The sequence below is a fragment of the Streptomyces sp. NPDC047042 genome (assembly GCF_040644035.1).
GTDB lineage: Bacteria > Actinomycetota > Actinomycetes > Streptomycetales > Streptomycetaceae > Streptomyces.
In genome coordinates, this window is sequence record NZ_JBEYVP010000016.1 from 212,227 (window position 1) to 225,341 (window position 13,115).

Consider the following 13,115-nt stretch of genomic DNA (forward strand, 5'->3'; position numbering starts at 1 on the left):
GCGCCACCCCGGCCCCTCGCCCCACGAACGTACGCCATGGCACGGACGTGCCCGGTTTACCCCGTACGGGCCACAGGTTCCCCTGATGCCCGCAGGATGGCGGAAGCTGTCAGGTGTGACCCTCCGCCCGCTCACCGCCGTCCCACCGGGCCCGTCTCATGTCGAGGCGCGGCAGGTGTCCCACAGCGGCCGTGCTCGCCTCTTTCAGGGGTGTGCCCTCCGCGCGGTAGTGGTCGAGGGCCTCCAGCTCGTGCCCCGGGAGCAGGACACCGTCCGCGCGAACGACCCGCCACCAGGGAACGGCCCCTCCGTAGAGGGCCATCACGCGTCCGACCTGGCGTGGTCCGCCCTCCTCCAGCCATTCGGCCACGTCGCCGTAGGTCATGACACGCCCGGGCGGGATCAGTTCCGCGGCCTCCAGGGCCCGCTCGGCGTACTCCGGCAGGGCGTCCGCCGGGTGGCTCTCGTCGCTCATCCGCCCCATCCTGCACCACCCCACCGACAATGGGACAAGGTGGCGGCCGCGGGCATTCCTCGCCCCCGAGCGGCGCTTGCGGCAGACTGTGCGCCCCCGCATCGCACCCTGATGCCCCTGTGTGTCAGTGGGGCATGCCACCATCGTGCGGGCGGTGACCGGTGATACGAGACCAAGAAGAGACCATGAGGCATCAGGGCGTGCACCCCGAAGACGCGGAGGACACCTCTGAGGTCTCGCCGCGCCCCGGAGCCGACGGCACCGGCCACGAGCACGAGCGGACACCGGCCGGACCGGACGTCGACTGCGTCGACGATGACGCCCCTGCCGAGGAGGTCGAGGGCGACGAACCGCTGCTCCCCGCGCGCGTGCACCGCCCCTCCGATCTCATGCGGCTCCTGGCGGGTGTCGTCGCGGTCGTCGTCCTGCTGGCGATCGCCGCGTTCGCGCACGGCACCACCTCGGGGCTCGAGCAGGACATCAACAAGGGCACCGGCCAGGCACCCGACCTGCTGATCAAGATCGCGGGGCTGGCGTCGAGCATCGCGATCCTCCTGGTGCCGGTCGCCTTCGCCATTGAGCGGCTGATCAAGCGGGACGGGCTGCGCATCGCCGACGGCGTCCTCGCGGCGGTCCTCGCGCACGGGGTGACCCTCGCCACGGACCTGTGGGTCGCCAAGGCCGCCCCGGACTCCATCCAGGAAGCCCTGACCCAGCCCTCCCCCGGCGACATCCACGCCCTCACCGACCCGGTGCACGGCTATCTCGCGCCGGTCATCGCGTACATGACGGCCGTCGGTATGTCCCGTCGGCCGCGCTGGCGTGCCGTGCTGTGGGTGGTGCTGCTGCTCGATGCCTTCTCGATGCTGGTCACCGGCTACACCACCCCGTTCTCGATCATCCTGACGGTGCTGATCGGCTGGTCGGTGGCGTACGGGACGCTGTACGCGGTCGGCTCACCGAACGTGCGTCCTACCGGGCGCAATCTGATGGCGGGCCTGCGGCACGTCGGTTTCCGCCCGGTGAGCGCGGCCCGTGAGGAGGTGCCGGAGACGTCGGACAGCGGTGACCGGGGCCGACGCTACTTCGTCACCCTGGAGGACGGCCCCCCGCTGGACGTCACGGTGGTCGACCGCGAGCAGCAGGCGCAGCACTTCTTCTACCGCATGTGGCGCAACATCACCCTGCGCGGTCTGGCCACCCGCAGCAGCCTCCAGTCGCTGCGCCAGGCGCTGGAGCAGGAGGCGCTGCTCGCGTACGCGGCGATCGCCGCCGGCGCCAACGCGCCCAAGCTGATCGCGACCTCGGAGCTCGGCCCCGACGCCGTGATGCTCGTCTACGAGCACACCGGAGGCCGCACCCTGGACTCGCTGGACGACGAGGACATCACCGACGAGCTGCTGCGCAACACCTGGCACCAGGTGAAGGCCCTGCAGTCGCGGCGCATCGCGCATCGCAGGCTCGTCGGCGAGGCGATTCTGGTGGATCGTTCCGGCAAGGTGATCCTCACCGACCTCAGGGTCGGCGAGATCGCGGCCGGGGACCTGCTGCTGCGCATGGACATAGCGCAACTGGTGTCGACACTGGGCCTGCGCGTGGGCGCCGAACGCGCGGTGGCGTCGGCGGTGGGGGTGCTCGGCCCGGACGCGGTGGCGGACTGTCTGCCGATGCTCCAGCCCATCGCGCTGTCGCGCTCCACGCGCGCGACGCTGCGGAAACTCGCCCGTGAGCGCGCCCAACGTGAACGCGAGGCGGTCCTGGAGGCCTCCCAGCAGGCCAAGCAGGCCCGGCTCGAGGCGGCGCATCCCGACACCGCGCCCGTCGTACTGGAAAAGCCCGACAAGAAGGCCGTTCGCGCGGAGCAGCGGGCCGAGAAGCGGGCCATCGACGAAGCCCTGGAGGGGGCCCGCGAGGAGGATCTGCTCACCCAGATTCGCCACCAGGTGCTGCTGATCAGACCGCAGGCACCGGTGGAACCGGCCCGGCTGGAACGGGTCAGACCCCGCACGCTGATCAGTTTCATCGCCGGCGCGTTCGGTGCGTACTTCCTGCTCTCCCAGCTCACCCACATCGAGTTCGGCACCCTGTTCGACAACGCCGAGTGGGGCTGGGTCATCGCGGCCGTGCTGTTCTCGGCGCTGAGTTACTTCGCCGCGGCCATGAGTCTGCTCGGGTTCGTCCCGGAGCGGGTGCCGTTCATGCGGACCGTGGCGGCGCAGGTCGCCGGATCGTTCGTGAAGATCGTGGCGCCCGCTGCGGTCGGCGGCGTCGCCCTCAACACCCGTTTCCTGCAGCGCGCGGGCGTGCGGCCGGGGCTCGCGGTGGCCAGTGTCGGCGCGTCGCAGCTGTTCGGACTCGGTTGCCACATCCTGATGCTGCTGTCCTTCGGCTATCTGACGGGCACCGAGAAGACGCCCTCCCTGTCGCCGTCCAGGACGGTCATCGCGGGGCTGCTGACCGTCGCGGTGCTGGTCCTCGTGGTGACCTCGGTGCCGTTCCTGCGCAAGTTCGTCGTCACGCGCGTGCGGTCGCTGTTCGCCGGTGTCGTCCCGCGCATGCTGGACGTTCTCCAGCGGCCGCAGAAGCTGGTCACCGGTATCGGCGGCATGCTGCTGCTGACCGCGTGCTTCGTGATGTGCCTGGACGCGTCCATCAGGGCGTTCGGCGACGAGTCGACCTCGCTCAGCCTCGCCAGCGTCGCCGTCGTCTTCCTCGCCGGGAACGCGCTCGGGTCGGCGGCGCCGACTCCCGGTGGTGTGGGCGCGGTCGAGGCGACCCTGACGGTCGGTCTGATCGCCGTCGGCCTCCCCAAGGAGGTCGCCGCCCCCGCCGTACTGCTCTACCGGCTGCTGACGCTGTGGATTCCGGTGCTGCCGGGCTGGCTGTTCTTCAACCATCTGACGCGGAAGGGCTCCCTCTGAGGGTGCCTCCGAAGGCAAGCTGTCGCACGCCCGGGGCTCGTGGCGCGCGGTAGCTCGTACGGCTCGCGCCCCGAGCGCCTCGTGGAGTACGACCGCAGGATGGGTGCATGCCCAGTCCCCTCCGGCCGCGTGCCGCTGTCCTGACGGCCACAGCCCTCCTGCTGTCGTCCCTGCTGACGGGGTGCAGCGACGACTCCGGCCCGGCGAACGAGGATCTGCCGGCCCAGAAGCTGAGCTGGAAGGACTGTCCCGCACCGGACGCGTCGGAGGGCGGCGGCGAGGCGCCGTCCCCGCTGCCGGGTGGCGCGCCCTGGCAGTGCGCCACCATGAAGGCACCACTGGACTGGGCCCGGCCGAAGGGCGACACGATCGAACTCGCGTTGATCAGGGCGAGGACCAGTGGCAGCGCGAGCAGGCGCATCGGCTCCCTGATCTTCAACTTCGGCGGCCCCGGCGGCTCGGGAGTCAGCGCGCTCCCCTCGTTCGGCGCGGACTACGCGACGCTGCGCACGCGCTACGACCTGGTGAGCTTCGACCCACGCGGCGTCGGCCGCAGCGCCGGTGTGCGATGCGAGGACGACGAACAGCTCGACGTGCACTTCCAGCAGGACGCGACGCCCGACGACGCCGCCGAACGCGCCGAACTGCTGGACAACACCCGCAAGTTCAACGCGGCCTGCGAGAAGCACTCCAAGAAGATGCTCCCGCACGTACGGACCACCGACGCGGCCCGGGACCTGGATCTGATGCGCCAGGTCCTCGGTGACGACAAGCTGCACTACTTCGGCATCTCGTACGGCACCGAACTCGGAGGTGTCTACGCCCACCTGTTCCCCAGGAAGGTGGGCCGTGCGGTGTTCGACGCGGTCGTCGACCCCACCCAGACCCCCGAACAGGGCTCGCTCGGGCAGGCCAGGGGCTTCCAGCTCGCACTCGACAACTACGCCGAGGACTGCACCTCGAAGACCGAGGGCTGCCCGGTCGGCGACACCCCGCAGGGCGTCAAGGACCGTATCTCCAAGCTCCTCGAGCAGCTCGACGCGAAGCCGATCCGGGGCCTCTTCCCTCGCGAGCTGACCCAGACTTCGGCGACCGACGGCATCGCGCAGGCGCTGTACTCCCAGGACTTCTGGCCGTATCTCACCCAGGGCCTCGACCAGGCGTACCAGGGTGACGGCACGGTCCTGATGCTGCTGGCCGACTCGATGAACGACCGCAACCGCAACGGCGAGTACAGCAACCGGACCGCGGCGAACACGGCCATCAGTTGCTCCGACGCGAAGGCGCGCTACACCGTCGCGGACGTCGAGGCGAAGCTGCCCGAGTTCCGCGCCGCCTCGCCCCTGTTCGGCGACTTCATGGCCTGGTCCATGGTCAGCTGCACCGGCTGGGCCGTGCCCGGCGCCGGCGAGCACCCGGACGTCCGGGCGACCGGATCGGCGCCGATTCTCGTCGTCGGCAACACCGGCGACCCGGCAACGCCGTACGAGGGCGCGCGGAAGATGGTGGGGGCGCTGGGTGAGGGCGTGGGCGTCGAGCTGACGTACAAGGGGCAGGGGCACGGCGCGTACAACAGCGGGAACCGTTGCGTGCTCACGGCGGTGAACGGCTACCTGCTGAAGGGGAAGGTACCGGCCGCAGGGACCGTGTGCACCTAGAAAGTGCAGGTCAGAACGTTATCCACAGGCCGATATGGCCTCGGCTCGATCCGCCTACTATGGCCCGAACGCCATCCGCCGACTCGAGCGGACGGTCCGCAGGGGGGAGTTCGCATGTCTCGTTTCGTACGGTGGACGGCCGCTGCCGCAGCCGCGTTGCTGGTGGCCGGGTGCAGCGGCGGTACGTCCGGCGACGGGGACGACAAGGGGTCCGGCACCACCACTCCTTCGTCGGCCGCTTCCTCGTCCGGTGCCCCACCCGGTCTGCCGGCCTCGCTGACCTCGCAGAAACCGGACTGGGGCCGCTGCGAAGGTACGTCGGACTCCCCCACTCCGGGCAACGACTGGCAGTGCGCGAAGCTCAAGGTGCCGCTGGACTACGCGAAGCCGGACGGCGAGACCATCGACCTGGCGCTCATCCGCGCCAAGGCCACCGGGGGCAAGCGCATCGGGTCCCTGCTGTTCAACTTCGGCGGACCGGGCCAGTCCGGGATCTCCGTGATGCCCTCCTACGCCGGCACGGTCTCCGCGCTCCGCGAGCGTTACGACCTGGTGAGCTGGGACCCGCGCGGGGTCGGGGCGAGCGAGGGCGTGCGCTGCCGCAGCGACAAGCGGATCCAGGCCGCCGAATCGGTGGACCCGTCGCCGGACGACGCGGCCGAGGAGAAGGCGTACTTCCAGGACGCGGCCGACTTCGGAAAGGGCTGCGAGAAGGCCGCCGGAAACCTCATCGCGCATGTCTCGACGACCGACTCCGCCCGCGACATGGACCTGATGCGCCAGGTTCTCGGCGACACGAAGACGCACTACTTCGGCATCTCGTACGGCACCGAACTCGGCGGTGTCTACGCCCACCTGTTCCCGAAGAACGTGGGCCGGCTGATCCTCGACGCCGTCGTCGACCCGAGCGCCGACCTGGTGGGACACGCGAAGAACCAGGCCCGGGGTTTCCAGCGCGCGCTCGACGACTACCTGAAGTCGACGGGCCAGGACCCGCAGCAGGGTTCGCGGAAGATCACGGCTCTGCTGAAGCGGATCGACGCCAAGCCACTGCCCACATCCTCCGGCCGGAAGCTGACCCAGGGTCTGGCGGTCATCGGCATGGTCCTGCCGCTGTACAGCGAGCAGAGCTGGCCGGCCCTGACCAGTGCTCTGGACGCGGCCGAGCAGGGTGACGGATCGGACCTGCTGGCACTCGCGGACGGCTACAACGACCGCGACGCGTCGGGACACTACGGCACGACGACACATGCACAACGGGTCATATCGTGCTTGGACGACAAGCAGCGGCCGACCGCCGCACAGGTCAAGAAGCTGCTGCCCGAATTCAGGAGGATCTCCCCCGTGTTCGGGGAGTTCATGGGCTGGGACACGGCCGGCTGGTGCCACGACTGGCCGGTGGCGGGCCAGTACGACACCCCGGAGGTCAGCGCGCCCGGGGCGGCGCCTGTCCTGGTGGTCGGCAACACCGGCGACCCGGCGACGCCGTACGAGGGCGCCCGCAGGATGGCGGACGAGTTGGGCAGGGGAGTCGGGGTGATGATGACCTGGAAGGGCGAGGGCCACGGGGCCTACGGCAGTGGGAACGCGTGTGTCGACTCCACGGTGAACGCGTATCTGCTCGACGGGACGGTGCCGCGGGACGGCAAGGTCTGTTCATGACGGCGGCGGGGGCCCCGGGCACCTGTGGTGCGCGAGACCCCCGCCGGCCGAACAGGACGAACGAGGTGGTGGACCGAAGGTCAGTAGACCGGCTTGTGGGGCTCGATCTGGTTGACCCAGCCGATCACACCGCCACCGACGTGGACCGCGTCCGCGAAACCGGCGGACTTCAGGACCGCGAGGACTTCCGCACTGCGGACACCCGTCTTGCAGTGCAGGACGATCTTCTTGTCCTGCGGGAGGGTCGCCAGGGCGGTGCCCATGAGGAACTCGTTCTTCGGGATCAGCTTGGCGCCGGGGATCGAGACGATCTCGTACTCGTTGATCTCGCGGACGTCGATGATCTCGATGTTCTCGCCGTCGTCGATCCACTCCTTGAGCTGCTTGGGAGTGATCGTCGAGCCGGCCGCCGCCTCCTGGGCCTCCTCGGACACGACGCCGCAGAAGGCCTCGTAGTCGATGAGCTCGGTGACGGTCGGGTTCTCGCCGCAGACCGCGCAGTTCGGGTCCTTGCGGACCTTGACCTGGCGGTACTGCATCTCCAGGGCGTCGTAGATCATCAGACGGCCGACGAGGGGCTCGCCGGTGCCGGTGAGGACCTTGATGGCCTCGGTGACCTGGATGGAGCCGATGGACGCGCACAGCACGCCCAGGACGCCGCCCTCGGCGCAGGAGGGGACCATGCCCGGCGGCGGGGGCTCCGGGTAGAGGCAGCGGTAGCAGGGGCCGTGCTCGGACCAGAAGACGGAGGCCTGGCCGTCGAAGCGGTAGATCGAGCCCCACACGTACGGCTTGTTCAGCAGCACGCACGCGTCGTTGACCAGGTAGCGGGTCGCGAAGTTGTCCGTGCCGTCGACGATCAGGTCGTACTGGCTGAAGATGTCCATCACGTTCTCGGCCTCGAGCCGCTCTTCGTGAAGGATCACCTCGACGTACGGGTTGATGCCCAGTACGGAGTCGCGGGCGGACTGGGCCTTGGAGCGGCCGATGTCCGCCTGGCTGTGGATGATCTGCCGCTGCAGGTTCGACTCGTCGACCTCGTCGAACTCCACGATGCCGAGCGTGCCCACGCCCGCGGCGGCCAGGTACATCAGCGCCGGCGAACCCAGCCCGCCGGCGCCCACACAGAGCACCTTGGCGTTCTTCAGCCGCTTCTGCCCGTCCATCCCGACATCGGGGATGATCAGGTGGCGGGAGTACCTGCGGACCTCGTCTACGGTGAGCTCGCCGGCGGGCTCGACCAGGGGTGGCAGCGACACGGGGACTCCGTTGGTCGGTCAATCACTACAGTTGTTCTCCCCGTAACACTGCCACGCCCTTCTTCATTCCGAGACACCCGTTCCAAGGCGCGAGACAAGGTCGTCCCAGTAGCCGGGCAGGGTCTCCCAGGGGTCGGTGCGGCCACCGCGCTCCGTACGGTCGGTGAAGAAGATCGTGGCGGCACCCTGCCAGCGGGCGACGCGCAGCGCCTCGTCGAGATGACCGAGCGGCAGTCCGTGCACGAAGTGGCAGAAGCGCTCCGGCGGATGGTCGGCGGTCCACTCGGCCACCTGCGACCAGCGGTAGTCGCTCCAGTGGCCGGAGAAGGTGACGAGCTGGTCGCCGTGCTCGGCGTAGCCCGGATGCGGATGGGTGCCGTGGCCCAGGACGATGTGCGGGTCGTCGCCCGCCGCGCGCAGCGCGCCGACCGTGCGGCCGATCCCGGGGAGCGCGGTGCGGTCGGTCGGGCAGCGGTCCAGGAGGAACCCGTCGGCCTTGTACCAGACACGGTACCGCTGCGCTTCGGCGACCAACTCCCCGTGCGGGCGGGCACCGTGGGCCGTGTCGAGGTGGCCGAGGACGCGGACGCCCGCGTTGCGCAGACGGCCGGCGGCCTCCAGGCAGTGCGGATCGGGGCGGCTGCCCGGGCCGTCGGCGACGTTGAGGACGACCCAGTGCAGGGGCGTGCCCGGGCGGGACAGTTCGCCCCACTCGGTCGGGGCGAGGAGGGGGTGCGCGAAGCCGGGGACGCCGAAGCCGGTGCGTACACCGGTGCTGGCGGTGCCCGACTTGGCGCTGGTCAGATGCGGCATGCCGCCTCCATCCAGATGTCCGCGAGGGACTCCTCCAGGTTGATCCGGGGCCGCCAGCCGAGCCGGTCGCGCGCGGTACGTACGTCGGCCTGCTGCCAGCTGCCGCAGCCGTCCGGGTACGGATACGCGACCGGGGCCACGTGGTCCGGGTCGGTGCGGGGGTGGCCGATGGACGCCCGCAGCGGGCCGGGGGGACCGTCGAGCTCGTGCAGCGCACCGCCGTATCCGGCCACCCGGGCGAGGACGGAGGCGGCGTCGCGCAGACGCACGGCACGGCCGGAGCCGATGTTGATGACGCCCTGCGCGGCCGAGAGCGAGGCGGCGTGCACGGCCCGCGCCACATCCCGTACATCGATGAAGTCGCGCTGCGCGCCCAGGCCGCCGAGCTTGAGCTCGCCGTCGCCGGACTGCATCGCGCGGCGCATCGCCTCGGCGAGGCGGCCGAGCGGGGAACCGGCGGGTGTGCCGGGCCCGGCCGGCGAGAAGACGCGCAGGACGACGGCGTCGAGACCGGAGCCCAGGACCAGTTCGGTGGCGGCGAGCTTGCTGACGCCGTACGGACCGCCGGGGCGGGGGACCGCGTCCTCGGCCGTGGAGGAACCGGGCTGGCTGGGGCCGTACTCGGCGCCGCAGCCGAGCTGCACCAGACGGGCGCCGCAGCCGCTGCGCCGCAGGGCCTCGCAGACGGTGGCGACGGCGACCGTGTTGTGGCGGGTGAGTTCACGGGCACCGCCACGTGTGGCGCCCGCGCAGTTGACGACGACTCCGGGGTGGACGGCGTCGAGGAAGCGGGTGAGTGCGCCGGGGCTGCCGGACGCGAGGTCGAAACGGACGTCGGCGTCGTCGCCGCGGCCGAGGACGGTGAGCTGCACGGCCGGGTCGGCGAGCAGCCGGTCGGCGACGAAGCGGCCGAGATAGCCGTTGGCTCCGATCAGCAGAACCCTCATCGGACGGCTCCCTCGGCGGACTCTCCGGCTCCGGGTCGGGAGGTGATCATCGGTGTTCTCCTTCGGGGGTTGCGGGTGCGTTCGTGATCGGGGACCGGGCGTCGCGGAACGGGCCGGCTGCCGTGGTCGTGGTCCGGGGCGTCATACGGGCTCCCCCGGGATCGCGTGCGCCGACGCTCTGGTCAGCGAGCGGGTCGCGTGGAGCAGGAGGAGCAGGGCGGCCACGCCACAGGCCGCCGCCGGGATGCCCGCCGGGCCGCAGGCGGCCACGACCGCGTCCACCGGGGCTGCCAGGAAGGCGCAGCCGGGGAGGCGGGACGCGAGAGCGGCGGCCAGGGTCGTCGCCTCGGCTGCGGCTGCCGCACCGAGGACGACCGCCGGGGCGTGGGTGAAGCCGTGTGTCGCGAGGAGGCGGGCAAGGAAGAGCAGGGCGCCCAGGGTGACGGTCGTGGTGTAGGCCACCGGTTCGTGCAGGGCCGTCGCACAGAGCGCCACGAGCACTGTCGACACGCAGACGAACAGGGCGACGGCACCCAGGAGGAGGGGCTTCACGGCCGCGGTGAAGTCCGCCAGGCCTCGACTGGCGGCCAGTTTGCGACGGGCTCCGGCCGCGAAAAGGTGTGCGCACCAGGCCGCCGGAGCGCAGGACAGGGTGAGCGCCAGCACCGGGCCGGTGGACAGTTCCCGCAGCGCGGCCGGGAATCCGTCGGGGCCGTCCGTCAGGGCGGCGGTGAGGAGGTCGTCACCGAAGAGGGCGTACGCGAGGAGCCAGTAGGTCCACGCGCGCGTGGAGGCCGGGGTGCGGCTCGGGTACGCGCCCGAGGACTCCGGGTGGGACCGGGCGCTCAGCGGCCCCCGGCCGAGTGCCGCGCGCACGGCAAGCACCACGGCGAGGGCGCCCAGAGTCGCCAAGGCCAGCCGGAGCCGGCCCTCGGTGAAGTGCAGGCCCGTCACCGTCGCCGCGCACAGGGCGCCCGGCAGCACGGAGAGCAGGACCCAGTCGGCCCGTACGCCGGATGCGGTCGGCGGGGTGGGCCACGGTGCTGTTTCCGCGTCCCTGGAGACCCGGGCGTGCATCTCCTCGGCCAGGGAGAACACGTCCCGGTGGCGGAAGCGTGCGGCTGTCCGGTCCGTCACGCCGTGGGCCTCCAGGCCGGCGGCGATCTCCAGGGGGTCCACCGCCCGCTCGCACAGCTCACGGTGTCGGTGCATGAGCGCCTTCACGGGGTCGGCGGTCCCACGGCGCGCGGCGCGCGTGGAAGGCGTCGCCGGTTGCGACACCGGCAGCGTCGTCGCCGCGTCTCGTACGTCCGTCTCCGTCTCCGTCTCCGCCTCCGGTTCCGCGTCTCGTCCGTTCGACTCCGTGTCCTGGACGTCCGTCTCGGCGGTGTCCGTGAGCCACTCCTCCGAGTGGTCGTCCCAGGCTCCGGGGCTGTCCGGTGTCCCGGGGCGGTCCAGTTCTCCCAGCTCGCTCATCGGGCGCCCTCCCCGGCCGGTACGGGGGTCGCCTGTACCGGTGCGGAAGCGCGTCCTGTCGCCCAGCTGGGCCCGCCCCGGGCCACCACGCCTATGCCGGGCCGCGTCCAGCGGCCGGGGACGTGGGCCTCCGCGGGGACGGCGAACGGGAGCGGTTCCCCGGCGCCGTCGAGGACCACCCCGCGGGCGGGGCTGCGCGCGACGACCTCCAGGTAAATGCCGTGAAATGCCTCGACGTTCTGCTCGACGGTGAACAGTTCGAGGGCACGGGCGCGGGCGGCGGCGCCCAGCCGCTCTCGGCGCGCCGGGTCGCGCAGCAGCGCCACGCACGCCTCGGCGAGCGCTCGCGGGTTGCGCGGGGGCACCACGAGCCCCGTACCGCCGATGATCTCGACCACCGCGCCCACGTCCGTCGACACGGTCGCCCGGCCGCAGAACATGGCCTCGACCAGGCTGATCGGAAAGCCCTCGACCACGCTCGACAGGACGACCACCCCGCCCGCCGCGTACGCCTCGGCGAGCGTCGGTGCCTCCGGGCCGCCGATCTCCTCGAACGACACCGGGTTCTCACCGACGGCGTGAATGCCCTCGGCCTCGTCGGGGAAGAGCTGCGCGGCCAGCGCCCGGCAGTGACCGAGGTAGGCCTCGCTCTCGGCGCCCGCGGCCGCCCCGATGACGCGCAGGCGGGTCTTCGGTTCCTCCTTGCGCACCTCAGCGAAGGCGTGCAGCAGCGAGACCAGGTCCTTGGCGGGTTCGATGCGGCCGACCCAGATCAGCGTGTCGGTGTCCCCGGACTCCGGCGACTCGCCCACCTCCGCGAAGTGGGACGCGTCCATGCCCGGGTAGACCGTGCGCAGCTTCTCCCGGTCGGCCCCGCATCTCTCCTGCCAGCGGCGGGTGTGCGTGTTGCCGGGGGTGACGATCGCGGCCCGCCGGTAGATCTCCGCGGCCAGCCTGCCGTGGAAGGCCGCGAGCAGGGACCGTACGGCGGCAGCGCTGTCGTCGGCGCCCGAGGCGAGGTAGTGCGCGCGCAGCGGGACGCCGTACTCGGTGACCAGCAGGGGTACGCCGGAGAAGTGGTGGGCGAGCAGGCCGGGGAGCGCCGCCGGACCGCCGGCCGCGGCATGGCACAGGTCCACCGAACCGAGTCCGTCGTCCTCGTACCAGTCGAGGGAGAGGGGGCGCAGGGCGCGTTCCAGGGACGCGGCGACGGTGAGCAGGTCCGGGACGCGCGCCTCGCGCGCCGCTCCCTGCGCGCCGGGCGCGCGACAGGCGCGTTCCAGGGCGCTCACGGCGGCTTCGGAGCGGAGCGCTCCCACCAGGCCGCCCTCGTCGCGGGCGAGTTCGGCGAGGCCGTACAGCGCGCTGCCGAAACGGTCCGCCTCAGCGGTGGAGGCGTCCGGTCCGTCCGATGCTCCCCCCGAGGCGGTCGCCGTACCGGGCCCGGCGCACAGGACCGAGGCCAACTCCCCGTAGAGCTCGGCGAATCGCCGCCGTGCGCGGCGGCCGTACACCACGCCGTCGTCCTCGGCCGTCCACAGCGGTGCTGTCCGGACCCGGCTGACCTGCGGTGGCAGCTCGATCCAGCCCTCGTCCTCCTGTCGCTCGCTGCGGCTGAGCGCGTAGATGTCGAACTCGTGTCCGCCGAGCCCGCGCACGAGCCGGTCGCACCAGAGTCTGGCGTCACCGCTCACATACGGATAGCCACCCTCCGTCAGCAGTCCGATGCGCACGAGCACACCCCCGATCTCCCGTATGAGGAGCCGCCGTTGACCCGGCGGCTCGCAGCGGGACGAACGTATGCGGACATCACGGTGGTGCGACTCTTGACCTTCTCCTTCGTCTGCTTCCGCCCTGTCTCCGGATCGACCTCTCCCACCTTGATCTTCTTCGTACGGACGCGC

The 13,115-nt window shown here is 71.4% G+C and carries 9 protein-coding genes; 3 read left to right on the forward strand and 6 right to left on the reverse strand.

Features of this window, described 5'->3' with window-relative positions; genetic code table 11:
• Nucleotides 1-109: 109 nt before the first annotated feature.
• Nucleotides 110-475 carry an MGMT family protein gene (locus ABZ855_RS20665; protein WP_360808743.1) on the reverse strand — a complete coding sequence of 122 codons (366 nt, stop codon included), beginning with the start codon at nt 473-475 and terminating at the stop codon, nt 110-112.
• 185 nt (nt 476-660) lie between these two features.
• On the opposite strand from ABZ855_RS20665, the gene ABZ855_RS20670 reads away from it, so the two are divergent.
• From ABZ855_RS20670 to ABZ855_RS20680, 3 genes are all read left to right on the forward strand, one after another.
• A complete protein-coding gene (locus ABZ855_RS20670; RefSeq protein WP_360808745.1) occupies nt 661-3,396 on the forward strand; it encodes a lysylphosphatidylglycerol synthase transmembrane domain-containing protein in 2,736 nt (911 codons plus the stop codon).
• 107 nt (nt 3,397-3,503) lie between these two features.
• Nucleotides 3,504-5,054 (forward strand): alpha/beta hydrolase, encoded by a 1,551-nt coding sequence (locus tag ABZ855_RS20675; RefSeq protein ID WP_360808747.1) that lies wholly within the window; start codon nt 3,504-3,506, stop codon nt 5,052-5,054.
• 114 nt (nt 5,055-5,168) lie between these two features.
• Nucleotides 5,169-6,716, forward strand: coding sequence for an alpha/beta hydrolase (locus tag ABZ855_RS20680; RefSeq protein ID WP_360808749.1), 1,548 nt, complete (start codon nt 5,169-5,171; stop codon nt 6,714-6,716).
• An 80-nt stretch (nt 6,717-6,796) separates the two neighbouring features.
• Here ABZ855_RS20680 and moeZ read toward each other — a convergent pair whose 3' ends face one another.
• The 5 genes from moeZ to ABZ855_RS20705 all read right to left on the reverse strand — a co-directional run bounded on the left by moeZ (nt 6,797) and on the right by ABZ855_RS20705 (nt 12,944).
• Nucleotides 6,797-7,975 carry an adenylyltransferase/sulfurtransferase MoeZ gene (gene moeZ, locus ABZ855_RS20685; protein WP_360808751.1) on the reverse strand — a complete coding sequence of 393 codons (1,179 nt, stop codon included), beginning with the start codon at nt 7,973-7,975 and terminating at the stop codon, nt 6,797-6,799.
• Between the two features lie 63 nt (nt 7,976-8,038).
• Entirely contained in the window at nt 8,039-8,788 is a 750-nt protein-coding gene (locus ABZ855_RS20690) for a spherulation-specific family 4 protein (RefSeq protein WP_360808753.1), read from the reverse strand.
• Nucleotides 8,776-9,735 (reverse strand): NAD-dependent epimerase/dehydratase family protein, encoded by a 960-nt coding sequence (locus ABZ855_RS20695; RefSeq protein WP_360808754.1) that lies wholly within the window; start codon nt 9,733-9,735, stop codon nt 8,776-8,778. The genes ABZ855_RS20690 and ABZ855_RS20695 overlap by 13 nt, the downstream gene beginning before the upstream one ends.
• A 141-nt stretch (nt 9,736-9,876) precedes the next feature.
• The gene (locus ABZ855_RS20700; protein ID WP_360808756.1) at nt 9,877-11,211 is read right to left on the reverse strand and encodes a hypothetical protein; all 1,335 of its coding nucleotides are present in this window, start codon (nt 11,209-11,211) and stop codon (nt 9,877-9,879) included.
• Nucleotides 11,208-12,944 carry a DUF3492 domain-containing protein gene (locus ABZ855_RS20705; protein ID WP_360808774.1) on the reverse strand — a complete coding sequence of 579 codons (1,737 nt, stop codon included), beginning with the start codon at nt 12,942-12,944 and terminating at the stop codon, nt 11,208-11,210. Before ABZ855_RS20705 ends, ABZ855_RS20700 begins: the two co-directional genes overlap by 4 nt.
• Nucleotides 12,945-13,115: the final 171 nt, after the last annotated feature.